Here is a 23,883-nt window from a genome sequence, read left to right as displayed (position 1 = left end):
GTGTCGCCGATTCCCGGGGCCTGCTCCGGATAGCATAACGACCATGAAGGGAATAATTCTGGCAGGCGGCACGGGATCTCGGCTTCACCCCATCACACTGGGGGTCAGCAAGCAGTTGGTGCCCGTGTACGACAAGCCGATGATCTATTACCCTTTGTCCACCCTGATCCTTGCGGGGATCAGGGACATTCTGGTGGTGACGACGCCGCACGATGCCGAGCACTTCAAAAACCTGCTCGGAGACGGCTCACGGTTTGGCATTTCCCTGACCTACGTGAAGCAGCCGCGGCCTGAGGGACTCGCCCAAGCGTTCATTCTCGGCGCTGACCATGTGGGTTCCGAGTCGGTGGCGCTGGTGCTCGGGGACAACATTTTTTACGGACCCGGGATGGGCACCCAGCTCCAGCGGTTCAGCGGGATCGACGGCGGAGCGGTGTTCGGGTACTGGGTGGCTAACCCTTCGGCATATGGTGTCATCGAATTTGATGACGAGAAGCGGGCGGTGTCGCTCGAAGAAAAGCCTGATCACCCCAAGAGCAACTATGCGGTTCCCGGGCTCTACTTCTATGACAACTCGGTACTGGACATCGCCGGTTCACTGCGACCATCGCCCCGGGGCGAACTGGAGATCACCGATGTGAACATGGAGTACCTCTCCCGGGGCAAGTTGCACGTCGAGATTCTCCCCCGCGGTACCGCATGGTTGGATACCGGAACATTCGACTCCCTGACCGACGCGTCCGACTTCATCCGCACCGTGCAGAAGCGTCAGGGACTGTCCATCGGTTGCCCCGAAGAGACGGCCTGGCGGCAGGGCTTTCTCACCGATGACCAGCTAAAGGATTGCGCGACACCGTACCTGAAGAGCGGGTACGGCCAGTATCTGCTTAATCTCTTGGACGGCTGAGGACCTCGATTGCTCCGTCACTCGACGGGAGGGGTCTTGACACGGAAGTAACCAGCCGACATAGTCGATTGGTGTTCACGTGGCACTTGCGATGCCCGTAATGACAACGGTTGTGATGCATAACTCACCACATTGCACAATTAAGCGCTTCCAACCTCTTGTTTGGCTGAATTTAACGTGACAGCCTTGAGGAAGAAGAAATCGGGGGCCGTACGGGCCCCTTTACTATGTGGCCGTTCGTGAATGTTTTCACAATCTCGAATGGCCGAAGGAGAAAGTGATCATACATGGATTGGCGTAGCCGCGCTGCATGCCTGGACAAGGACCCGGAACTGTTCTTCCCGGTCGGAAACACTGGGCCTGCCCTTCTTCAAATTGAGGAAGCCAAGAGCGTCTGTCGCCGCTGCCAGGTAGTTGACACCTGCCTTCAGTGGGCAATCGAATCCGGCCAGGACGCAGGGGTCTGGGGTGGATTGAGCGAGGACGAGCGTCGGGCGCTCAAGCGCCGGGCAGCCCGCGCACGCCGGGCCTCCTAGCGGAGCTCAGCGACGCTTCCTGGTCCCTGACGGACCAATTTGTCTTGCAGGAAACAGCGGACCGCCACCCTTTCGGTGGCGGTCCGCTGTTATGTGCGGTTGTCGTGCAGGCCCAGCTCGATGGTCACAGCAGTGCCGCCGCCCTCTCGGGGCTCCCACGTGATAGTGCCGTCCAGCTCGCTCATCACCAGTGTCCTGACGATCTGGAGACCCAGACCCTCCTTGTGGGCTCCGTTGGGCAGCCCAACGCCGTCGTCCGCGACCGTCACATTGAGGATCTCGTCGCCGTTGGCGCTCTTCCGCCGATTTGCCAGCAACCACACTGTGCCCGTTCGCTCCGACAGCCCATGCTCCACCGCGTTTGTCACCAGTTCGTTAATCACCAGTGCCAACGGCGTGGCAAAGTCACTGGGCAGCTCACCAAAAGAGCCGGCACGCTCGGTGCGCACCTCGTGGGCAGGCGACGCGACCTCGGCCGACAGCCGGAATTGGCGGGCGATGAGCTCGTCGAAATCGACACTCTGAGAGAGCCCCTGGGACAGGGTCTCGTGGACCAGCGCAATTGTCCCCACCCGCCGCATGGCCTGTTCAAGACCCTGCTTGCCTTCATCGCTCACCATCCGGCGCGACTGCATCCGTAAGAGGGCCGCGACGGTCTGGAGGTTGTTCTTCACCCGGTGATGGATTTCGCGGATGGTCGCGTCCTTGGACACCAACTCCATTTCCCTGCGGCGAAGCTCAGACACATCCCGGCAGAGCACCAGCGCACCGAACCGGTCCTTTTCGTCGCGGAGCGGGATGGCACGCAGTGACAGGCTGACGCCACGGGATTCGATTTCGGTCCGCCAGGGCATCCTGCCGGTCACCACCAGCGGGAGCGTCTCATCGACCAGTCGACGGTCGGTGAGAAGTGACGTGGCGACCTCCGCCAGAGACCTTCCTTCGAGCGTTTCAGCATCACCGAGCCGCCTGAACGCCGACACACCGTTGGGGCTCGCATACTGGATGACACCCTCCACATCCAGCCGGATCAACCCGTCACCCACGCGTGGCGCTCCGCGGCGCGAACCCGTCGGGGTCGCGAAGTCGGGCCACAACCCGAGGGTGCCCATCCTCAGCAGGTCGTGGGCGCATTGCCGGTAGGTCAACTCCAGCCTGGACGGCATCCGTGAGCTGGACAGATCCATGTGGGAGGTGACGACGGCGAGGGTTCGCCCGTTCCGCACCATCGGGACGGCCTCGACCCGCATGGCCATTTCAGTGGTCCAGTTGGTGTCCCCTGACCGTTCCATCTGCTGGCTCTGCCAGGCCTTGTCGACAAGCGGCAAAAGGTCAGCACGGATCCGCTCGCCGACAAAGTCGGTGTGGAAAACGGTGTGGGACGTCGACGGACGAACGTGGGCCAGGGCGACATATCCGCCGTCGTCCAGAGGGAACCAGAGAGCAAGGTCGGCGAACGCGAGGTCCGCGACCATCTGCCAGTCCCCCACCAGCAGATGCAGCCACTCCGCATCTCCCGGACCGAAATGAGCGTACTCGCGGATCGGATCGGTGAAGATTGCCACTGACGCCCCCGCCTACCGTCGCACGATCGACCGGAGCAGCCGCAGCGCCACCGACAGGGATGCCATGTCATCACGTTCCAGCTGGTTGACCTCGACGAACATGTGCCGCGCGCGCTCCAGCATCTCAGCGTTTTGCTGCTCCCAGGTGTCGAGACGCTCCCCGGCTTCGGCATGCTTCGAGAACGAGGACGCCTTCATCACTGAAACCGTCATGTCGGCGATGGTGGAGTAGAGGTCATCCCGCAGAGCGGCCCTGGCGAGCGCCTGCCACCGGTCCATCCGCGGAAGGGTGGTGATCCGCTCCAGCAGATTGTCGACCGCGAACCTGTCGTAGACCGCGTAGTAGACCTGGGCGATCCGGTCCACGGGCTCGTCTATCTGCTGGGCGATCAAAGCGATATCCAGCAACCCGAAGGATTCAAACTGCTCCGCCCAGTGGCGCGCGATGTCGTCCGGCAGTCCCCACTCCTCGGCCCGGGAAAACCACCGTTCAACCCGTTCCCTGTCACTGCCGCGGACGTAGTCCACCAGATGCGTGCGCAGCGGATCCATCAGCGGCTTGAACAACTCGATGTCCTCGGCCACCGAGGTTCCCTGGCCCACGTTGTTCACGAACCAGCGAACAGCCCGGTCCAACAGGCGCCGCATGTCGAGGTGGACCGCCGACCAACGGTCGGTGGGGAAACTGGGGGGGAGCTCACCGAGCGCGTTCACGAGAACATCAAGATCATAGATTTCCCGGAGCGCGACAAATGCCCGTGCGATTACCGGGCCGGACACCGATGTTTCCTCCATCACCCGGAAGGCGAAGGTGATCCCTCCCATGTTGATCATGTCGTTGGCGATCACCGTCGAGATGATCTCCCGACGCAGCGGATGGGTGTCCAGCTGGCTACCGAAACGCTCCGCCAGCTGCTTCGGGAAGTACTCGCGCAGGGTCCTGCCGAACCAGGGATCGTCGGTCAGATCGCTGCTGGTCAGGGCCTTGGTCAACTCGATCTTGACGTACGCCGCAAGAACCGACAGCTCAGGCGAGGTGAGGCCCTGACCCGATTCCACCCGGGCCCTGAGCACCTCGGTGGTGGGCAATGCCTCCAGTTCGCGGTTCAGATCGGCGTTCGTCTCAAGCCAATCCATCAACCTCTCGAAGCTCGGGCTCCATTCCACGACCCGCTGCCGGTCGTTGAGGAGCAGAACGTTCTGGTCGACGTTGTCCTTCAGGACGAGTCGACCCACCTCATCGGTCATCGAGTGCAGGAATTCGGCGCGCTCCCCTGCCGGGAGGGCTCCGGTTCTCACCAGGCGGTCGACGAAGATCTTGATGTTGACCTCATGGTCAGAGCAGTCGACACCGGCCGAATTGTCGATCGCGTCAGTGTTCAGGACGACGCCGTGCAGCGCCGCCTCGATCCGGCCCAGTTGGGTCATCCCCAGGTTCCCACCCTCGCCCACCACGCGGGCGCGCAGCTGGTCGCCGTTCACCCGGATGGCATCGTTGGCCTTATCCCCCACCACGGCGTGGGTTTCACTCGATGCCTTCACATAGGTTCCGATGCCGCCGTTGTACAGCAGATCCACCGGAGCCGAGAGGATGGCACGGAGGAGTTCGGGCGGACTCAGGGTGGTGATCGACTCGTCGAGACCCAGGACTGAACGCACCTGGTCCGAGATGGGGACCGTCTTCGAATGGCGTGGGTAGATGCCGCCACCGGCGCTGATCAGCGATTCGTCGTAGTCTTCCCAGCTGGATCGCGGCAGGTCGAACAGCCTCGACCTCTCGGCGAAGGAAACCGCAGCATCGGGGGCCGGATCGAGGAAGATGTGGCGGTGGTCAAAAGCGGCCACGAGCCTGATGTGCTCGGAAAGGAGCATGCCGTTGCCGAACACGTCGCCACTCATGTCGCCGACGCCCACGACCGTGAACTCTTCGGACTGCGTGTCGATACCGAACTCGCTGAAGTGCCGTTTCACGGATTCCCAGGCCCCACGGGCGGTAATGCCCATCGCCTTGTGGTCGTATCCCACCGAGCCGCCGGAGGCGAACGCGTCGCCCAGCCAGAAGCCATACTCGGCCGACAGTTCGTTGGCGATGTCAGAGAACGCGGCGGTGCCCTTGTCAGCTGCGACCACCAGGTAGCTGTCGTCATTGTCGTGCCGGACCACACGGGGCGGGGGAACCACCGTCTCGCCGTCCTCGCCGGTCACCAGATTGTCGGTGATGTCCAACAGCGCCCTGATGAAGGTGCGATAGCTGGACTTGCCTTCTTCCATCCACGCTGCACGGTCGACAGCAGGGTTGGGGAGTTGCTTTGCGAAGAAACCACCCTTCGCGCCGGTTGGAACAATCACCGCGTTCTTCACCGTCTGGGCTTTGACCAGTCCGAGTACTTCGGTCCGGAAATCCTCCCTGCGGTCCGACCAGCGCAGGCCGCCGCGGGCAACCTTGCCGAAGCGCAGGTGGACACCTTCCACCTGCGGCGAGTAGACCCAGATCTCGAACTTCGGCCGCGGGTAGGGTGCTCCGTCGATGGCGGACGTGTCGAGCTTGAAGCTCACGTGGCGCTTGTCCTGGAAATAGTTTGTTCGCAGGGTTGCGTCGATCAGGTTGTCGAAGGTGCGCAGTACCTTGTCGGCGTCAAGGGTAGGGACCTGCTCGAGTCCCGCCTCGACGGCTTCGCGTGCGCTCTCAGTGGTGGCGGTCCGGTCCTCGGCGTCAAGGTCAGGGTCGAACCTCGCCTCGAACAGGGTCACCAGGGCGCGGGCTACTGCCCCGTTGGCGAGAAGCGTATCGGCGACGAAACCGTACGAATTGGTGTTGCCCATCTGCCGCATGTACTTCGCGTAGCTGCGCAGGATCACGACTTGGCGCCAGCGCAGGTTCTCCTTCAGCACCAACCGGTCAAAGGGATCGGATTCCGAGGACCCAGCCACAGCCGCGGCGAAGGATTGCTCAAGCAGACGCCCCGTGCTCAGCGGATCGATGCCGGCCGGGTATTTCAGGCCAAGGTCGTACAGGAAAAACTCTCGACCGTCGGAGCGCTCGATCTCGAACGGCCGTTCGTCGAGCACTTCCAATCCGAGGTTGTGCAGGAACGGGAGGATCTGGCTCAGGCTTTTCGGCTCAGTGAGGTAGAGCTTCAGCCGTGCGTCCTCCTCCAGGTTGTCCCCGGCACCCTCAGGGACGTAGACGTGCATGACCGGCGCGGCGGGCGAGTTCGCGTCGCAGCGTTCAAACCGTTCGATGTCCTTGAGCGCGTCCTCGACCTCGTAGTCCACGCGGTAGCTCGCTGGGAAGGCTTCGGCCCACAGCCCTGACACTTCCTCGGCGGTCCGCCGGTCAAACCGGCCGCGCACCACTTCATCGATTCCCTCGGACCATGACCGGGCCGCTCCGACCAGGCGCTGTTCCAGCTCAGCTGGTTCGACCTGGGCCACCTCGGCACCTCGTGGGAGCCTGATCCGGAAGAACAGGCGCGCGAGGGCGGACTCGCTGATCCGCGCCTCGTAGTCGATGGACTCCGCCTTGAACGTCTGACGCAGCTCCTGTTCGATCCTCAGCCGCACACCCGTGGTGTAGCGGTCGCGGGGCAAAAACACGAGTGCGGACATGAAACGCCCGTATATGTCGGGGCGCAGGAACAGACGCGTCCGGCGCCGCTCCTGCAGTCGCAATATCCCCATTGCCGTGCTGATGAGGCCCTGCACCTCGATCTGGAACAGCTCATCGCGGGGGTAGGTTTCGAGAATGGAGAGCAGGTCCTTGCCGGAATGGGAGTCCCGCGGGAATCCGCACTGCCGCAGGACGGCGTCCACCTTGTCGCGCACGATGGGAACCCCGCGCACCGAACCGGTGTACGCGCTGGTCGCGAACAGGCCGATGAAGCGGCGTTCGCCGTTCACGTTGCCCTGCGCATCGAAGCGCTTCACGCCGATGTAGTCGAGGTAGGCGGCACGGTGCACCGTGGACCGCGAGTTCGCCTTGGTGATCACCAGGGCGCGCTTCTCGCGGGCCTTTGCTTTTCCTGCGCTGGTCAGCTGTTGGATCCGTCGCCCACCCACGGGGTGCCGCAACAACCCCAGCCCGTCTCCCTCAGCGATCCGGAGGACGTCCTGACCGTCGTCGTCGGTGACCAGATCATATTCCTTGAAGCCCAGGAAGGTGAAGTTTCCACCATCAAGCCAGGTGAGCAGCTCCTTCGCCTGGTCAAGGTCGGGAATGTCCTCCCCGCCCGGCACGGTGTCCAGAGAGGCGGCGATCTCGCGGACCTTGCCCCGCATGGCTGGCCAGTCCTCGACGGCGGCGCGCACATCCCTGAGGACACTGAGCAGGCCTGAGATGATTTGCTTGCGACGATCATCATCGAGGATGCGCCCCACTTCGACGGCGATCCACGACTCGATGTGCGCGGCGACGTCGCCGTCGGCAATCAGGTGGGAGACATTTGGCAGCGCGGCGGTGTCACCGCTGGAGACGCCGGCCGTGGATGGCACACGCTGCAGCCGGCGCAGCGTGGCGTCCTGGCGGTCGCGGGTGGCGATGAAGGTGGGGTGCATGACGAGCCGGATCGCTACCTGATGGCGGACCAGTTCGGCGGTGACCGAGTCGACCAGGAAGGGCATATCGTCCGTGACGATCATGACGACGCTGGCGTCCGACTGGTCGAAAATGTCTACAGCGGCTTCACCCGACGTGCGGTTCTCGGCCAATCCGCGGTGCCGGAGGGCGCGCTCCTTGAGCGCTTCAGCTGTCAGTGCCTTGGCGTCCTCCTCGGCGAGATGTTCATAGTAGTGATCGATGAACTCTCCGGTAGAAGTGTCAGAACTTGACTGGTCCGTGATGCTGGATCCAGACGACATGAAAACGCCTCCATAAACGAAATTAAAGGCCGCTCCTTTGCGGCCCCTTACCCAAGAGCCTAACGCCGTTGAGGGAAAACTTCACTTCGTTGTGGCCTGCTCCAACGCGGCTGCGCCGCAGTTGTTCAATCGGTACACCGGCCAGCCCGGCGATCGCGGTACGAAGGGGTGAACGGGGCGCTGATTCGAGCAGCACCGACCCTCCCAACAGCGCGGAATCGACGGCGGGGAAGTCCGCCGGCAGGAACGCATCCACCGACTGCGACGGACCGAATCGGTCCCACGCCTCCCGGAGTTGCCGTTCAGGGCCACGGCCGACCGCTGCAGCCCGCACCTTGTTCAGGACCACCCGTGGTTTCGCGGTGGGCACCGAAGCTTCGAGGTCAGCCAGCGCACGAATTAACCTCGGTAGGCCGACGGCGTCCGCCGCGCCCACCGCAAGAACGGTGTCCGCTTCGCTGAGGCAGCACAGCGTGGCCGCGTTCCGGCGCGGTGCGACCGTGTCGAAGCTCAGTTCCTCATCGGTTTCCAGACAGAATCCGCAGTCGATTATTGTCACATCGGCGATCGACCGCGCCAGTTCGAGCACTCTGGTCAGCGCCGCCGGCCGCAACTCGGTCCAGCGGTCGGCGCGGGTGATTCCGGTCAGGACGCCGAGGTGTGCCCCTCTCACAGCTAGGCGGGTGATAGCCCGGTTGAGTCCCGTCAGGTCCAATGATCCCTGGTCGGCCAACCGGCAGGCCTGCGCGAGACCTGCCGATTCGTCGAGCAATCCCAAGGACGCCGCGACGCTCGCTCCATAGGTATCGGCATCGATGAGCAGTACCGCCCGCCCACCCGCCGCGAGCTCGGCTGCCAGATTAACGGCGACGGTGGTCCGCCCCGGGGACCCGGCGGGACCCCAAACCGCCATCACCTCCCCCACCTCGGCAGGTGCCGACTCGTTGCCACCGGGCCCTGGTCCGGGCGCTGCCCGCTCCAGGGCAACGGCGGGATCAGCATAGGAAACACTCCCGGCGCCGGGAGCGGGCCCCTCCGCTGCCAGCTGGACTGCGGCTTCCACCATCGTGGCGAGGGCCGCCGCGCCAACGTTGGCCCTCGTGTGGGCGACCCCGAGCGCGTCGAGACGGTGCCGATCGCCCTCATCCGTCGCCAGGACCACCACCGCCACCTCGGCGTTCCGGAGCCGTTCGATCAGTGAAGCTGTCAGCTCACCGGCGTCGGTGGACAGGATCACGGCGCGGGCCAGGCCCGTCTGGCATACCGCGATCACTTCGGGCAGATCCGCGCACCACCGCACGACGGTGACAGGACCCCGAAGCTGCTCCAAACCGGTGACACACTCGCGGGCGGTCCGCCCGCAGGTCACCACCGGGATGCTCATGGTGCGCCGGACGGGTTGAGGACCAGTGCGATCCGCGCCTCATTGAGGAGAGCATTCAGGAGATCCGGGAGAGCATCTTCGGCGACCAATATATGGACCAGAGTCGATCCGTTGCCCCCGCCGAGCGCCGACTCGGACACGGTGAGCTCCGATATTTCGGCTGCCTCGAGCAGCTGCGTTGGAGGCTCGACGGTACCGCCCGCGCCTTCGAACGCAACCCACACATCGACCCGGGAACCCGTCACCGTGCCGGCCGGCAGCGGGTCGTCGATGGTGAGCCCAATGGGTTTGCGGTCCAGATCATCGGCACGACCCAAGGATGCACGGGCCACCAACTCCCCCTCCCGCAGCACGCCCATCGCGACCGCTGCCTCCGGGATCCGCTCGTCCACGCGGAGATAGGCAGGTTCGAGTTCGCCCAGCCGGACGGCGACCACCGACAGGTCCTTGGCGGTGACTGGCCCACCGACGGGTATCTCGGTTCGGACGACATAAACATCGGTAGTGCGGTCAGCATTTCCGACCAATGCTGTCACCGCTGCAACCGAGGCAAGGACCAGCAGCAATCCGACGAGAAGGCGTGGGTCCCGCCACGACGGTTTCCTGAGCCGGACCGGGGACTCATCGCGATCCGGGGTAGTTGTCACCATGCTCAACACGGCCTCCTACAGTTTCCGGCCGCCCCATTCTCCAGCCGCGACTAGTTTTGACGTGCCCTGCAATTCTCGTGCACTGCCGAGTCAAAATACATCCTCCCGAGCCAACTGATTCCAAACTGTGGATAATCCCCGTAAACCGTTCCGCGTGATGGCAAGATTGGAGTCAAATGGTTCGTCAGGCGTAACGGTTCCCTGACAGATGGAACGAAAGGCGGTCAATCGTGGCTGAGAAGCGATTCCTGACGCTCGCCGATGTGGGCGAGGTGCTGAATATCTCGTCGTCGCAAACCTATGCGCTGGTCCGCTCCGGCGACCTACCGGCCATTCAGATTGGCGGAAGGGGGCAGTGGCGGGTGGAGTCCCAGGTCCTGGAAGAATTCATTGCCCGGGCGTACGAGAGGTCGGCGGCCGCTGTCAGGGACGGCGCGGCGGGACCTGTGCGCGACAGTAGCCCCCGGTAGCCCACCCGAATCGGTGATGCCCGGTCATGAGCGCGACAATACCGCCTCGACGCTGCTGAAGGGGATCAGCACCACTGACGCAACGCTATCTGGACGCCGCAGCTCCCCTGACGGCACCGACGCGAGTTCAAAGAAATCCCGTCCCACCCGGTCAATGGTCCCATTGATGCGGGTGCCGTCCGCCGCCAGTTGAATGGTGAGCGACGTCCGGTCCCTCGCAAATGCCCTGAAAACGGAACCCAGCCCCAGCCGGGCCGTCACGGCTGAGCGCTCGGGAGCCGTGTGCCGTCCCAGCCCTTCCACCGATCCGATGGCTGCCGCGGGGATCATTGCTGGGCCGGATCCTGTCCCGAGGACCACCCACTCCGCTCCGACATGATGCACTTCACCGCCAAAGACGGTGCCGCACCGGGTGCGTATCCGCACCACTGATCCTGTTTGTCCGCGGAGTCGCCCCATCAGGGGGACGGACACCTGCTCCCGGCGTGTCCGCTCGGCGATCTCGTTTTCGACGGCGATCAGGTCGGCCGCGGCGAACTGCGATTCCAGGTCCAGAAACAGCGCATCCCATCGCACCGGGTCAGCCTAGGGGACAACAAAAGCACGGTCAAGGATAGACAGGCTAGACGACCAGGGTGTACAAATTACTTATATCTCATTAAAACGACACAAACTGCATCAAACTTCTACGTTCTTCTGAGATCAGATCAGAAGAATGGATCAGTCGAACGCGAGAAACGCCTGAACCTTCATGGACTGGACACCCTTTGAGGAGTCGAGATGGACACAGTGAAGACGTACCGACGGGACATCATCCCGGTAATCATGATCGCTTTCCTCGCCCTGGGGCTTTACCTGTCAGGGGAGGCAATCCGCGGCAACGCCAGCCGGTTCACTAGCTACCAGCGGTTGGAAGGATTGCTGGGGGTAGCGGCGTCGACGGCAGGCATGGTTCTGGTCGGGTGGTGGGCGGCGGCCCTCGCGCTTGCCCTGCTCAGTGAAGGCCTCCGCCGCGGCGGGCTCGAGCGGGCTGCCCTCGTGACAGGAGCCCTCTCGCCGCAGTTTATGAAGCGACTCGCGTCAGCTGTGCTGGGGTTACAGCTGGTGATAGGCGGTTCCGCACCAGCCTTCGCCCTTCCCCTCACCGCTGGCCCCGACGCCTCCAGCCCGATGGTGCTGGCCGGGGACCAGGTGGCCACCTCCGCGGCCGACCTCCCGGCAATCGAACCTCAGTGGAAACCACGTCCCGGACCGGTGGAAAACGGGCCCCTGCTGCGTGGGGAGCTGCGCCGATCCCTCCCATCAAGCCGTCCGGTGCCGGTTGTCATCGAGGTGGGACCCGGGGACTCGCTGTGGACGATCGCGGCCCGCCAGCTCGGGCCCTTCGCCACCGACGTCGAGATAGCACAGGCGTGGCCGCGATGGCATCACGAGAACCGTCAGGTGATCGGCGACAACCCTGATCTGCTCCTGCCAGGGCAGCTCCTACGGGTGCCACAGGAGCCCCGGTAGCAACCGAAGGATTATGATGACCGTCCAGGCCCAACTCTCCCGCCCTCGCAGCGCCGGATCCATCGCGACCGCCGCTGATCGAGGCAGCCCGCTACCCGCGGGTTCCGCACCCCAGGCAACACCCGAGGAGGTTGCTGCGGCAGCGCAGGTGCAGCGGATTGCCCGCTCGGTGGTGCAGGCAGCGCTCGAGGTCCTGGGTGGTTCCCGCCCCCTGCAGCAGCTTGCCGACTGGCTGGATCCGCCCAGCTACGAGCGTCTCCAGCTCCGCGCCAACCTGGTGCGGACCCTCAACCGGGCCGCAGCGGCCAGCGGTCAGCCCGATCAACTCCTGCACCGCAACGTGTCGGTTCGCACGGTTCGCACCTGTCGCGTCAATGCCTACGTCTACGAGGCTGCCGCCGTAACCTACGAGAACCACAGAGCCCGCGCCGTCGCCCTTCGGTTGGAGCGTCGACGCGGGCACTGGAAGGTGACTGCGCTGGAAATCGGGTGAGCTACTTCTTCCTACGCTTGGCTGCCGCCCTGATTTCAGCCCGAGTCGTTCCGTTGGACTCGGCCTTGGCTGAAGAGTTCCGCTCCACGCGGGTTTCCACCTCGCCCTGCGCATTCGGGGCGGAGAAGTTCAGGGTTGCCGGCTTCTCGGGAGCATCGAGGCCCGCGGCCTTGATGGTCGGTGCCTGGACGAGGCCACGCCCATCGGTCACCCCGGGGAGACCGGTGGGCGCAGGAGCGCCCACTTCGACCTCAAGGTTGAAGAGGAAACCGATGCTTTCCTCGCGGATGGCTTCCATCATCGCCTGGAACAGGATGAACCCTTCACGCTGGTACTCGACCAGCGGGTCGCGCTGGGCCATGGCCCGCAGCCCGATCCCTTCCTTGAGGTAGTCCATCTCGTACAGGTGTTCCTGCCATTTGCGGCCGATCACTGAGAGCACCACCCGACGCTCAAGTTCGCGCATGGTCTGCTCGCCGAGCGCTTCCTCACGGGTCTGGTAGGCGAGCTTCGCGTCGGAGAGAATTTCGGCGTGCAGGAAGTCGCGGGTCACCTTCGACGGGCCGCCGGCCTCGTCCAGGACCTCGTCGATCGTGAGACTGATCGGGTACAGGGTTCGAAGGTTGGTCCAGAGCTGCTCGTAGTCCCAATCATCGCCGTGGCCCTGGGCGGTGGCTTCGTCAACCATTGCCGTCACCACGTCTTCGAGGAAGAAGGCCACCTTTTCGTGCAGGTCACCACCCTCGAGGATACGACGCCGGTCTCCGTAGATCGCCTCGCGCTGACGGTTCAGCACATCGTCGTACTTCAGGACGTTCTTGCGCTGTTCGGCGTTGCGGCCCTCCACCTGGCCCTGTGCGCTTTCAATCGCCTTGGACACGAGCTTCGATTCCAGTGCCACGTCGTCGGGCATGGTGGAGCTGTTCATGATGCGTTCAGCTGCCCCGGAGTTGAACAGGCGCATCAGGTCATCCGTCAGGGAAAGGTAGAAGCGCGACCGTCCCGGATCCCCCTGGCGGCCGGAACGCCCGCGGAGCTGGTTATCAATTCGTCGTGACTCGTGCCGTTCGGTGCCCAGCACATAGAGGCCGCCAAGATCGCGGACCTCGTTGTGTTCGGACTCAACCGCGTTCCTTGCGGCATCCAGCGCTGAAGGCCACTGGTCTTCATAGTCCTCGGGGCTGTCGACAGGGCTCAGGCCCCGCTTTTCCAGTTCCGCGATCGCGTTGAACTCGGCGTTGCCGCCGAGCATAATGTCGGTGCCACGACCGGCCATGTTGGTGGCGACGGTGACGGCGCCCTTCCTCCCCGCCTGGGCGACGATGGCTGCTTCGCGGGAGTGGTTCTTGGCATTCAGCACCTCGTGGCGGATGCCGGCCTTCGCCAGCTGCTTCGAGAGGTACTCGCTCTTCTCCACGCTGGTGGTACCAACCAAAACCGGCTGCCCGCTCTCGTGCCGTTCAACAATGTCCTTCACGACGGCGTCGAACTTGGCAATTTCATTCTTGTAGATGAGATCGGACAGGTCGGCGCGCACCATGGGGCGGTTGGTGGGGATGGGAACCACGCCGAGCTTGTAGGTGGCCATGAACTCGGCGGCCTCGGTTTCGGCCGTACCGGTCATGCCGGAGAGCTTTTCGTAGAGGCGGAAGTAGTTCTGCAGGGTCACGGTCGCGAGGGTCTGGTTCTCGGCCTTGATCTCCACCCCCTCCTTGGCCTCGATGGCCTGGTGCATGCCTTCGTTGTAGCGGCGGCCAGCCAGGATACGGCCGGTGTGCTCGTCGACAATCATGACCTCACCATTGAGGACCACGTAATCCTTGTCCTTCTTGAACAGCTCCTTGGCCTTGATCGCGTTGTTCAGGAAGCCGATCAGGGGGGTGTTGGCTGATTCGTAGAGGTTCTGGATTCCGAGGTAGTCCTCAACCTTTTCGATGCCGTCCTCCAGGACGCCAACCGTGCGCTTTTTCTCGTCGACCTCGTAGTCGGTGTCCTTCTCCAATTTTCTGACCACCTTGGAGAACTCCGTGTACCACCGGTTGACGTCGCCGGAGGCCTGACCGGAGATGATCAGCGGGGTGCGTGCCTCGTCGATCAGGATGGAGTCAACCTCGTCAACGATCGCAAAGTTGTGGCCGCGCTGCACCAGTTCGGAAGCACTCCACGCCATGTTGTCGCGGAGATAGTCGAACCCGAACTCGTTGTTGGTGCCGTAGGTGACGTCGGAATTGTACTGCTCGCGGCGGGTTGCCGGATCCTGCTTGGACAGAATGCAGCCGCAGGTCATGCCCAGGAACCGGAACACCCGTCCCATCAGCTCCGACTGGTACTCCGCCAGATAGTCGTTCGTGGTGACAATGTGGACTCCTTTGCCCGAAAGCGCGTTGAGGAACGCGGGGGCCACCGCCACCAGGGTCTTGCCCTCGCCGGTCTTCATTTCGGAGATGTTGCCCAGGTGCAGGTTGGCGCCGCCCATCAACTGGACGTCGAACTGCCGCAGCTTCAGGGTGCGGCTGGAGGCCTCCCTGACGGCCGCGAACGCCTCGGGTAGCAGATCGTCGAGGGTCTCACCATCGGCGAAACGCTGCTTCAGCTTGTCGGCCTCGCCCCTGAGGTCGTCGTCGCTCATCTCGCGGAACTCGTCCTCCAGGACGTTGATGGCGTCAGCATAGTTCCGGAGTTTCTTCAGTGTCTTCTTATCGCCGGTGCGGAGGACTCGTTCAAGAAGTGATGGCACTGGTATTTGCTCCCAATCTAGGTGCGCCGAAATCTGGCGTGTTCAGTCTACGGGAGAGACGACTTGTCCTGTCGAGTCGGTACCCGCCCGGCCCGCTATTCGTGGGAAACTGCCAGCTTCAGGGCCGCCGCGATGTTCCCGTTCTGTTCAACCACCACCTCATGCAACCCCAGCCATGCTGCCATCAGCCTCAGTTCGGCCGCTAGTTCCGCAGCGGTGTCCGACGGCGCATCGGGCTCGGCGTGGCTTCCACGCACCAGGAGCCGCCCGGTCGCCCGGTCGGCCTTCAGATCGATCCGCGCGGCCATCGTCTCCCGCAGCAGAAACGGCAGCACATAGTAGCCGTACCGCCGTTTTTCAGCAGGGGTGTAGATCTCCAGGCGGTAGTCGAACCCGAACAGTGCCGACAACCGGCGTCGTTCGAAGACCATCGAATCAAAGGGGCTGAGCAGCGCCCTTCCCTCGGCTCTTCGTGGGAGCACCGATCCGACATGGCGGAAAGCTGGTTTACCCCACCCCGAAATCGTGACCCGGCTGAGCGTCCCGCGGGCAACCAGCGTCTCGACCGCCGTCTCGCTCGCCGTCAGCGGCAGCCGGAAATAGTCGGCCAAGCACCTCAGCGTCCCCACCCCCTGAGCGCGGGCCGCACGCTCGATGAGCACCAGCTGAGCCTCGGCGGGATCCACCTCCATCACCGCCGCCTGTGGATCCGGCAACACCCGTGACGAAAGCCCGTAACGTCGTTCAAAGGACGGGGTTCGCCCGGCCGAGGATACCTGCCCCCGCTCGAACATGTCCTCCAGCACCCGCTTCACCGAATTCCAGTTCCACCCCCACTGGTCAGCGCTGCGGATCTCTTCGTGACCAAGCCTTAGCTGTAGCTGCCCGGCGGTAAGGGGGCGACTGACGGCGAGCACCTCAAGGATCCGCTCCCGCAGGGATTCCCTGAGCCCCTCAGGCACTGAGCTCGCCCCCACCCAACGCCGCTCCTGGAGCGGCCGCAGATAGGGGAATAGCTCGGGGCGAATGAAACTGGCTTCGTGTGCCCAGTACTCGACCATCCGACGGGGATGCTTGCCAGCCAGGCGGTCCAGCTGGTCGCGGTCATAGTTGCCCAGCCGGGAGAAATGCGGAAGATAGTGGCTGCGGGCGAGCACATTGACAGAATCGATCTGGAGCAACTGCAGGCGGTCAAAGGTAAGGCCCACCTGCCGCGCCGTAGCGGGGCCGGTGGGCCTTACGTTAGCCAGTCCCTGGGCGCCGAGTGCTATGCGCCGGGCCTGCGACTGGGTGAGAACACTGGTCATACCCTGACACTAACCGTGTCCTCCCCCGCTGGCTAAGCGGAAGCGGCTGCTTCCCTCGCCCGGTAGGCGAGCAGCTCCTCGCGCGGATCCTCTGTCCCCTCAGCGCACTTGGCGTCCAGGGTGATGACACCGTAGGTCCAGCCCTGCCGGCGGTACGCCACCGACGGCGCGCCCGTCGCCGAATCGATGAAGAGGTAAAAGTCGTGTCCCACCAGCTCCATGTTGTCGACGGCGTCCTCGAGCGCCATGGGGGTCCCCGAGAAGACCTTTCGGCGAATCAGTACCGGCGAGTCTCCCGCGGGTATGTCATTCTCGGTTTCGTAGCCATCGACCACTGTCTTCTCAATGTCAGGCTCGGCATCGGCGGACTGCACCTCAAGGTACAGCGGCGCGGTGGTGCTGGCGGGTTCAAGATCAGCTGTGGCCTCACGGACAGCCAGGGGGGTGTGGCGTCCGTGGTGCACTTTCCGGCGGTCTCTGGCCCGGCGGAGTCGCTCCAGCAGTTTGCTGTATGCGAGGTCGAAGGCTGCAAATTTGTCTGCCGCTGATGCCTCAGCTCGGATCACCGGGCCCTTACAGAGGACGGTGAGTTCGACGGTGAGCGCGCTGTCCGCGTTCCGGGCATTGGGCTCCTTGGTGACTTTCGCCTCAAGCCGCTGCACCTTATCGCCGAGCTGCTCGATCTTATCGATCTTCTCTTCGGCGTACTCACGAAAACGGTCCGAAACTGACAGATTTCGACCACTGATCAAAAACTCCATGGTGCCCTCCAAAATCGCTTAGGTGACACAACAGCGGCCGGGGAGTCGTGCTTCCAGCCGCTGTCGACGGGTACCTGTCTTCGTCAAGATACCCATACCTCACGTTAGTTCACCCAGCCCCGATATTCCTACCTTCAGAGGGGTTTATTTCGACTACGTTTCACCGGGAGCGGGACGGCGCCGGTGTGGCAGCGACGACGGCCGCCCCAGCCACGATTGCTCCGGCGTGTCGCAGGACCCGCGTCACTTCGGCGATGGTGGCCCCCGTGGTCAGGACGTCGTCGATTACCAGGCAGACGGCTCCGGGCGGTAGACAGCGGCCCGGCCTCAACGCCATGCTGGCATGGACATTGATCCGCCGTTGGGAGCCGCCCAGACCCTTCTGGCTGACCGGCCTGGCGCGGCTGGCGAGAACGGACGGTTCCCCGGTCAAAGCACCACGGTAGACCACCAGGGCAGCGACATGACACCCTGCCGGCAGCTCACCCCTCCGGTCCAGGCCTGCAAGCAGGAGGCCAAGCGGATCGTAGCCGCGACGACGCATCGACGCGCCCCTCGATGGCACAGGCACCAACAAAATCATGCCCTGTTCACCACGCTTCCGGATCCCCTGGACAGCTGTTTGCAGGGCGCCCGCGAGCGCTGCCTGCAGGGGCCGCCCGACGTCGGTGCGGCGGCGATTCTTGTAGGACAGGAGCAACCGGGACACGGTGCCCCGGTAGTGCCCCGCTGCGGTCACCGGCAGGACGTCAATATCAGTGGGATCACCCGGGCCACCCTCGTAGCCTTCAGCTGCAGGCAGGGCGTCCGCTCCCCCGTCGGCACGGAAGGGGCGGACCGTCGCCGCCCGGACCCTCGCTAGACACTCGGGGCACAGTGTCACCGCAGGCGAGGTGCAGGCGGCACATTCGGTGGGAAGGACCAGAGACCAGAAGTCCCGGCCGGCACCGAGCAGCCGAACCGTCGTCGGACGCTGCAGGACACCATCGAGCCAGACGGCGACGGCGGCCAGCCGTGTCACTCTCCGCTCGTGCCAATGCATAACCTCTACTGTGGCGATGCACCACGGCCGGCGGTCCTACCGGGCGGCGGATGTGGATAACCCCAGCGCCCGTCGGGAGCAGCCGGCTGGCCCGATGGCTGAAGGTTAGCCAGGAAACGCCGGGTCGGCGACACCTTCCACCGGCTGGTCGGACCAGGTATCGCCGACCCGGTTCCGGACCCCCTCGGGAGTGCCAGCAAAGATGGCCGTCGTGCCGGTGCCGGCGCTGATGTGGATGATCCCGTCCAGGGGAGCCAGGGCCTCGGAGCTCCCATCGAGGCCGAGGAACTCCGGGACCACCTTAGCCTCGGCTTGCGTTTCCGCGACGATTACTGTGTCCTCGTTGACCCACTTGGCGGTATTGACCGGCCCACTGGCAAAGAGTTCCTGCGGGGTGGCCAGTGACTGCGGCGTTCGGTCGTTGTTGCGGATGATTCCGGCCAGCAGCACCCGGCTGACCCCGTCCTGCTCGGTCACGACCAGCGCCCGTGAGCCGTCCCGGGAGACCCTGAGTTCGAGGACTGCGACATCGGCCAGCCACGGCGCAATCACGGTGACTGCGCTGTCCTGGGTACCGCCGGGGGGCACTGCGGTGACGGTGCCGCCCTGCCCGTCTCCGTCGGTACTGGCTGTCCAGACCCAGTTGTCGGGGTCGAAGCTCGGAGCGGTCAACGACCGGCCGGTGGCAACGATGACGACTTCCCGTTCGGGCCCCGTGGTGTAAAGGCGGGTGCGGTTCCCGTTAAGAAACGCAAAGTCCGTTCCGGTCAACGACATCGCCGGATCCTGCGGGTCCAGTGCAGCCACGGACGGCATCGCATCGATGACTACCGTCTGGTCCGCCTGGTACAGCAAGAGCTCATCGCCGGACACCACGACCTGTTCGTTGCCCACTGGCGGGTCACCAACCGGGACGATGAGGTTTGGGTGTGGAAGGTTTTCCCCGTCGCCCAGAAACACCGGCTGCCCGGAGACAGTCATCTCCACCGCATTCACGGTGTTCAGGCCAGCGAGGTTCGCGCGCAGTTGCTGTTGCATTTGCTGGCGGACCAGGTCGCTGGTCTCCTGCAGCACATCGGCTGATAGCTCCACCGTCGCTGTGCCCGAGACAATCGGGACCGACTCAACGCCCAGAGTGGTGCTCTCAGGGAAGGCGCTGGTCACCGACCCCTGCAGATAAGGCGCCGGGCCCTCAAGCATCGCCTCCACAATGTTGGCGGCAATGGCTGTGCGGTTTACGAACCACCTGACGTCCGGCACCCAGCGCTCGAAGGAGCTGCTGTAGAAGTACAGGCTGTAGGTTCGCAGCAACAACTCAGCGTCGATCGAGGAGATCATGATGCCGTTGGGAATAGAGGTGATCCTCCACTGCCCATCGGCATCCTGAACCATTTCGGCGGTGACTGACTCGGTGGTGGTGGCCGCCGCGCTCCTCCGGATACCCTCGGCATCGATCGTCCCTTCGACCTCAAGCTGGATCTGGAAAACCCCCTCCACGGGGGTCGCTGAAATCTGCGGGCTGGCGTTATAGACAATGATGCGTTCCTCAGGCTGCCACTGATCGGCAAACTCCTCGGTGAGGTAGTCCCTGGCTATTTCGTAATCCCCCGCTGCCCCCCTGCCAGCGGTGATGAAGGATGCCAGCAGCGACTCCGGGTCGGCGTCCTCGGTGGGGCCGAGCGGGTTGAAGATGAGCGGCTCCGTGGCATCGGACCCGTCGTCGGCGGTGATGACTCCCACCGGACCGGAGGTGGGGATCGATGAGCAGCCGGTGATGACCAGCAGGAGGGGCAGCAACGCCAGCATCAGGGACCGGGTCAGGGTTCGTCTCTCAGCGGGCATCGAAAGATCCCTTCACCATCGTGTGCAGTTGGGGCAGCGACTCGGGGGTGGTTCCGACCGGTGGCCGTTCCGGCACCCCGCCCTTGCGTGGGGGAAGCGGGAGGGGCGAAACCTTGAGCACCGAGTCGCGCAGCTTGGGCAGGGTCAGACGGAAACAGGCGCCCTTGCCCGGCGAGCCCCATGCCTGCAGCCAGGCGCCATGCAGGTGGGCGTCCTCGGTGGCGATGGACAGTCCCAGCCCGCTGCCCCCGGTGGTCCGGGCGCGTGCCGGGTCAGCCCGCCAGAACCGGTCGAAGACCCGGGAGGCCTCCAGCGGGGTCATCCCAATGCCGTAATCCCGGACCGCCACAGCGACGGCGTCGGGGTTGGAAGCGATATAGATGACGACCGGCTTCCCGTCGCCGTGCTCCAACGCGTTGACTACGAGGTTCCGCAGGATCCGGTCGATCCGTCGCGGGTCCACTTCGACGACGCACTCGGTCTCGCGCGAGATGATAGTCAGTTCGGAGCCACAGGCATCAGCGAGCGGCTGAGCTCCGTCAATGACGTACCGGACTATCTGGAAGATATCGATAGATTCCGGCTCAAGCACCGCGGCGCCAGCGTCGAACCTCGAGATTTCCAGCAGGTCGGCGAGCAGGGCCTGGAACCGCTCCACCTGGTTGTACAGGATCTCCGCCGACCGCCGGTTGATGGGGTCGAAATTGGCACGGGCATCATGGAGCACCTCCGCGGCCATGCGGACGGTGGTCAGCGGGGTGCGCAGCTCATGCGAAACATCCGAGACGAAGCGCTGCTGCATCTGGGACAGCTGGGCGAGCTGGGTGATCTGGTCCTGCAGGCTCTCGGCCATGTGATTGAACGAAGCCCCCAGCCGTGCCACCTCGTCCTCCCCCTTGACGTCCATCCGTTCCTGCAGGTGTCCGGACGCGAGCTTCTCGGACACCACTGCCGCGTGGCTGACCGGTCCCACGACGCTGCGGGTGACAAACCAGGCGATGGCCCCGATGGTAACCAGCAGCAGCGTGCCGGCAATCCAGATCACCCCGTGGATGTAATCCAGGGTTGCCTGCATCGACGACAGATCGTAGATCAGGTAGAGGGCGTACTCGGTTTGCGCGGGCGGCAGGGTTACCTTGGTGCCGAATGCCAGACCTGGCACACGTTCCCCGGTGTCGGACTTGATGGAGGTGGCGGACCAGTACTGGTCATCACCGTTTCTGACGGCGTCAACCATCGTCTGCGGGATGACACTGGATTCCAGCAGGCCGTCGCTGCCGAACGGTGCCATGTACAGGTCAGTGGTCTGGTCGGGGATGATTGCGAGAAGGTAGCGGCGGGGTGCGTCCGCGCCACCACCCTCCAGACTGGGGAGGGTGTCCCGCACCAGTTGGGTGGTGGATTCCTGGTCGGTGGTGGAGGCGCTGCTGAAGATCGCTTCCACTTCGGTCAGCCCGTTGCTGGACTCGGCACGGAACTGCTCGAACCGCTCCTCGTACAGCCCGGAGGCAATCTGGTTGGAGAGGAACGCACCGACCGCGGCGAAGGCCAGCGCGGTGAGCAGCAGGGTGGAGACCACGGTGCGGAACTGCAGCGATCGGCGCCACTGCAGGGCCGTCCGCGACAGCCCTCGCCGGATCAGGGCCCAGGTCTGGGAGGCCAGCTCCGACAGCCGGTCCCGAACCGTGGCTGAAGCGCGCTCCAACTTACCCCTGTCCTGCCTTGTATCCGACGCCGCGGACCGTCAGCACAATCTCAGGTGCCTCGGGGTCGCGCTCGATCTTCGACCGCAGCCGTTGCACATGAACGTTAACGAGCCGGGTATCAGCAGCGTGCCGGTAGCCCCAGACCTGCTCCAGCAACAGTTCACGGGTGAACACCTGCCACGGTTTGCGTGCCAGCGCCACGAGCAGATCGAACTCCAGCGGTGTCAGCGAGATACGGTCGCCCGCACGGACCACCGAGTGGCCTGCGACGTCGATGGTGACCTCGCCGATCCGCAGTGTTTCCGGGGCCTTCTGATCCCCTGGCCGGAGCCGGGCCCGGACCCGGGCCACCAGTTCGGCCGGCTTGAAGGGCTTGGGAACGTAGTCATCAGCCCCGGATTCGAGGCCCCGCACAATGTCGGACGTGTCGGATTTTGCCGTCAGCATGACAATAGGCAGATCCGACTCGTTGCGGATCTGCCGGCAGACCTCAATCCCGTCGATCCCGGGCAGCATCAGATCGAGCAGCACCAGGTCCGGTTTGGAGCTCCTGAAGATTTCCAACGCCTGGGAACCGTCGGCGCAGAACACCGGGTCGAACCCGTCGTTGCGCAGTACGATGCCGATCATCTCAGCCAGAGCTTCGTCGTCGTCGACGACCAGAATGCGTGCCTTCATATCTCCATAGTCCCCCATTGCGGCGGCAATGTTGTACTGGCGGGGACTCTCCGCGCGCCCCACAGTGAGGAGAGTTCCCTCAACCCCCCTCCTTTGTAACTATAGTTTTAGGAAACGGGTTCACGAGTGGAACGATCGTTCCGGGGGGACAGGATGAGCAACAATCCGCACGACAGTGAACCAGGCGACCAGGCGCGGGACAACGCGCCCGACGGCCAGCTGCCGCCGACCTCTGGCCCACAGCCCCAATGGGGACAGAACACTCAATGGGGCGGACAGCCCCAGTGGGGCCAGCAACCCGGTACCGGGCAGGGTGAACAGCCCCAGTGGGGCGCGTCAGCGCCCTGGCAGGGCGTTCCGCATGGCCAGTTCCGCGGCTATCAGGCTCCGCCGAAGCCGGGAATCATCCCACTACGTCCCCTGGGCCTGGGAGAAATCCTCGATGGAGCGTTCCAGGCATGCCGCAAGAACCCCCTAGCGACCTTCGGCACGGCGATCCTCTTCCAGGTCGTCATTTCCGTGCTGACCCTGCTGCTCACGGTCGGGCTGGTCGGGTCACTTGCCCAGCTGGATCCAAACAACCCCTCAGTGGATCAGGTGACCGGCCTTGCGGTATCGGCAATTTCGGTGGGTACCGCGCTCGTGGTCCTGAGCAGCGTGGGGGTGCTCATCCTCCAGGGGGTCCTGGTCATCCCTATCGCGCGGGCAGTGCTGAACGAGCGAACCAGCTTCGTACAGCTGTGGAAGCTGGCTGCCCGGCGTATCCTCCCGCTGCTCGGACTCGGGTTCCTGCTGCTGCTGATCATTGTCGTCGGCCTGGGTCTCCTGGTGGTGATCGCCGTCCTGCTGGCCACAGCCCTGGGCCAGGATTCCATCTGGCTCATCGTGCTCGGGTTCCTGGCCTCGCTGGCCGCAATCGTGTGGCTCAGCATCAAGTTCGTGCTCGCCCCGGCCGTGCTGATGCTGGAAGGGGCCGGACCAATCACCTCGCTGCGCCGGTCCTGGACCCTGACCGGCCGTAACTGGTGGCGCACGTTCGGGATCCTGATCCTCACCAGCATCATCGTCTCGATCATCACGTCGGTGATTTCCACCCCGCTGAGCCTGCTCGCCACCCAGTTCGTGTCCTTCAGCGACTCCCCCACGGAACTTGGCGAGGAACTGATGAGTTCGCTGCCCGTCCTGATTCTGGCCCAGCTGATCACCGCGGTGTTCGGCGCCATCGGCTACGCCTTCCAGGCTGGCGTGACCGCCCTCCTTTACGTGGACCTACGCATCAGGCGTGAGGGATTCGACGTCGTCCTGCTGCGCGAACACGAAGAAGCCACCGCGGGCAGATTCACCTCCATCCCGGGCCAGTCCGCCAACCCCGGCGGCCAGCAGTTCGGCCACCAGCCGGGCAACCCGCCCGCCAATGGCGCCTAAGCCAGGGCACC

At 64.1% G+C, this 23,883-nt stretch carries 18 protein-coding genes; 6 read left to right on the top strand and 12 right to left on the bottom strand.

Going from position 1 to position 23,883, the window contains the following annotated elements; translation table 11 throughout:
* The first annotated feature begins 43 nt into the window (after positions 1-43).
* Both rfbA and H4V95_RS05485 read left to right on the top strand, forming a co-directional pair.
* Positions 44-907, top strand: coding sequence for a glucose-1-phosphate thymidylyltransferase RfbA (gene rfbA / locus H4V95_RS05490; protein ID WP_209729194.1), 864 nt, complete (start codon positions 44-46; stop codon positions 905-907).
* A gap of 287 nt (positions 908-1,194) precedes the next feature.
* Positions 1,195-1,443 carry a WhiB family transcriptional regulator gene (locus tag H4V95_RS05485; protein ID WP_019483052.1) on the top strand — a complete coding sequence of 83 codons (249 nt, stop codon included), beginning with the start codon at positions 1,195-1,197 and terminating at the stop codon, positions 1,441-1,443.
* A gap of 89 nt (positions 1,444-1,532) precedes the next feature.
* Here the strand turns inward: H4V95_RS05485 and H4V95_RS05480 are convergent, their stop codons facing one another.
* Genes H4V95_RS05480 through H4V95_RS05465 form a run of 4 tightly spaced genes read right to left on the bottom strand, consistent with a single transcriptional unit; the run spans position 1,533 to position 9,899 of the window.
* Entirely contained in the window at positions 1,533-3,008 is a 1,476-nt protein-coding gene (locus H4V95_RS05480) for a sensor histidine kinase (RefSeq protein ID WP_209729192.1), read from the bottom strand.
* Between the two features lie 12 nt (positions 3,009-3,020).
* Positions 3,021-7,865 (bottom strand): NAD-glutamate dehydrogenase, encoded by a 4,845-nt coding sequence (locus H4V95_RS05475; RefSeq protein WP_209729191.1) that lies wholly within the window; start codon positions 7,863-7,865, stop codon positions 3,021-3,023.
* Positions 7,866-7,887: 22 nt separating this feature from the next.
* Positions 7,888-9,249: a P-loop NTPase gene (locus H4V95_RS05470; protein WP_209729189.1), complete on the bottom strand. Its 1,362-nt coding sequence runs from the start codon at positions 9,247-9,249 to the stop codon at positions 7,888-7,890.
* On the bottom strand, positions 9,246-9,899 hold the full coding sequence (locus H4V95_RS05465; protein WP_245345581.1) for a hypothetical protein: 654 nt from the start codon (positions 9,897-9,899) through the stop codon (positions 9,246-9,248). The genes H4V95_RS05470 and H4V95_RS05465 overlap by 4 nt, the downstream gene beginning before the upstream one ends.
* Before the next feature lie 230 nt (positions 9,900-10,129).
* On the opposite strand from H4V95_RS05465, the gene H4V95_RS05460 reads away from it, so the two are divergent.
* The gene (locus H4V95_RS05460) at positions 10,130-10,369 is read left to right on the top strand and encodes a helix-turn-helix domain-containing protein (RefSeq protein WP_209729185.1); all 240 of its coding nucleotides are present in this window, start codon (positions 10,130-10,132) and stop codon (positions 10,367-10,369) included.
* A gap of 24 nt (positions 10,370-10,393) precedes the next feature.
* Here H4V95_RS05460 and H4V95_RS05455 read toward each other — a convergent pair whose 3' ends face one another.
* Positions 10,394-10,945 (bottom strand): hypothetical protein, encoded by a 552-nt coding sequence (locus H4V95_RS05455; RefSeq protein ID WP_209729183.1) that lies wholly within the window; start codon positions 10,943-10,945, stop codon positions 10,394-10,396.
* Between the two features lie 204 nt (positions 10,946-11,149).
* Here H4V95_RS05455 and H4V95_RS05450 point away from each other — a divergent pair, with 204 nt between their 5' ends.
* Both H4V95_RS05450 and H4V95_RS05445 read left to right on the top strand, forming a co-directional pair.
* Positions 11,150-11,881, top strand: coding sequence for a LysM peptidoglycan-binding domain-containing protein (locus tag H4V95_RS05450; protein WP_209729180.1), 732 nt, complete (start codon positions 11,150-11,152; stop codon positions 11,879-11,881).
* A gap of 13 nt (positions 11,882-11,894) precedes the next feature.
* On the top strand, positions 11,895-12,374 hold the full coding sequence (locus tag H4V95_RS05445; RefSeq protein ID WP_245345580.1) for an Rv3235 family protein: 480 nt from the start codon (positions 11,895-11,897) through the stop codon (positions 12,372-12,374).
* Between the two features lies 1 nt (position 12,375).
* On the opposite strand, the gene secA is transcribed toward H4V95_RS05445, so the two are convergent.
* The 7 genes from secA to mtrA form a co-directional block, all read right to left on the bottom strand.
* On the bottom strand, positions 12,376-15,111 hold the full coding sequence (gene secA / locus H4V95_RS05440; RefSeq protein WP_196865681.1) for a preprotein translocase subunit SecA: 2,736 nt from the start codon (positions 15,109-15,111) through the stop codon (positions 12,376-12,378).
* A gap of 95 nt (positions 15,112-15,206) precedes the next feature.
* The gene (locus H4V95_RS05435; protein WP_209729179.1) at positions 15,207-16,418 is read right to left on the bottom strand and encodes a winged helix-turn-helix domain-containing protein; all 1,212 of its coding nucleotides are present in this window, start codon (positions 16,416-16,418) and stop codon (positions 15,207-15,209) included.
* 32 nt (positions 16,419-16,450) lie between these two features.
* Positions 16,451-17,179 carry a ribosome hibernation-promoting factor, HPF/YfiA family gene (hpf, locus tag H4V95_RS05430; protein WP_209729177.1) on the bottom strand — a complete coding sequence of 243 codons (729 nt, stop codon included), beginning with the start codon at positions 17,177-17,179 and terminating at the stop codon, positions 16,451-16,453.
* Positions 17,180-17,339: 160 nt separating this feature from the next.
* Positions 17,340-18,221 (bottom strand): ComF family protein, encoded by an 882-nt coding sequence (locus H4V95_RS05425; protein ID WP_209729175.1) that lies wholly within the window; start codon positions 18,219-18,221, stop codon positions 17,340-17,342.
* Between the two features lie 105 nt (positions 18,222-18,326).
* Complete coding sequence (locus H4V95_RS05420; RefSeq protein WP_209729173.1) at positions 18,327-20,063, bottom strand: LpqB family beta-propeller domain-containing protein; 1,737 nt, start codon at positions 20,061-20,063, stop codon at positions 18,327-18,329.
* Positions 20,053-21,768, bottom strand: coding sequence for an MtrAB system histidine kinase MtrB (gene mtrB, locus H4V95_RS05415; protein WP_395939805.1), 1,716 nt, complete (start codon positions 21,766-21,768; stop codon positions 20,053-20,055). The genes H4V95_RS05420 and mtrB overlap by 11 nt, the downstream gene beginning before the upstream one ends.
* A gap of 1 nt (position 21,769) precedes the next feature.
* Positions 21,770-22,447, bottom strand: a complete 678-nt coding sequence (gene mtrA / locus H4V95_RS05410) for an MtrAB system response regulator MtrA (RefSeq protein ID WP_171584106.1) — start codon at positions 22,445-22,447, stop codon at positions 21,770-21,772.
* Between the two features lie 153 nt (positions 22,448-22,600).
* Between mtrA and H4V95_RS05405 the strand changes: the two genes are divergently transcribed.
* Entirely contained in the window at positions 22,601-23,872 is a 1,272-nt protein-coding gene (locus H4V95_RS05405) for a hypothetical protein (protein WP_209729171.1), read from the top strand.
* Positions 23,873-23,883 lie beyond the last annotated feature (11 nt).

The organism is Arthrobacter sp. CAN_C5 (assembly GCF_017875735.1).
Lineage (GTDB): Bacteria > Actinomycetota > Actinomycetes > Actinomycetales > Micrococcaceae > Arthrobacter_D.
This window is presented reverse-complemented; position numbering and strand designations above follow the sequence as displayed.

Excerpts from the sequence above, each read along its gene's own strand:
- rfbA (WP_209729194.1), top strand. The coding sequence starts at position 44 with ATGAAGGGAATAATTCTGGCAGGCGGCACGGGATCTCGGCTTCACCCC.
- H4V95_RS05485 (WP_019483052.1), top strand. The coding sequence starts at position 1,195 with ATGGATTGGCGTAGCCGCGCTGCATGCCTGGACAAGGACCCGGAACTG.
- H4V95_RS05475 (WP_209729191.1), bottom strand. The coding sequence starts at position 7,865 with ATGTCGTCTGGATCCAGCATCACGGACCAGTCAAGTTCTGACACTTCT.
- H4V95_RS05470 (WP_209729189.1), bottom strand. The coding sequence starts at position 9,249 with ATGAGCATCCCGGTGGTGACCTGCGGGCGGACCGCCCGCGAGTGTGTC.
- H4V95_RS05465 (WP_245345581.1), bottom strand. The coding sequence starts at position 9,899 with ATGGTGACAACTACCCCGGATCGCGATGAGTCCCCGGTCCGGCTCAGG.
- H4V95_RS05450 (WP_209729180.1), top strand. The coding sequence starts at position 11,150 with ATGGACACAGTGAAGACGTACCGACGGGACATCATCCCGGTAATCATG.
- H4V95_RS05445 (WP_245345580.1), top strand. The coding sequence starts at position 11,895 with ATGATGACCGTCCAGGCCCAACTCTCCCGCCCTCGCAGCGCCGGATCC.
- H4V95_RS05435 (WP_209729179.1), bottom strand. The coding sequence starts at position 16,418 with ATGACCAGTGTTCTCACCCAGTCGCAGGCCCGGCGCATAGCACTCGGC.
- hpf (WP_209729177.1), bottom strand. The coding sequence starts at position 17,179 with ATGGAGTTTTTGATCAGTGGTCGAAATCTGTCAGTTTCGGACCGTTTT.
- H4V95_RS05425 (WP_209729175.1), bottom strand. The coding sequence starts at position 18,221 with ATGCATTGGCACGAGCGGAGAGTGACACGGCTGGCCGCCGTCGCCGTC.
- H4V95_RS05420 (WP_209729173.1), bottom strand. The coding sequence starts at position 20,063 with ATGCCCGCTGAGAGACGAACCCTGACCCGGTCCCTGATGCTGGCGTTG.
- mtrA (WP_171584106.1), bottom strand. The coding sequence starts at position 22,447 with ATGAAGGCACGCATTCTGGTCGTCGACGACGACGAAGCTCTGGCTGAG.
- H4V95_RS05405 (WP_209729171.1), top strand. The coding sequence starts at position 22,601 with ATGAGCAACAATCCGCACGACAGTGAACCAGGCGACCAGGCGCGGGAC.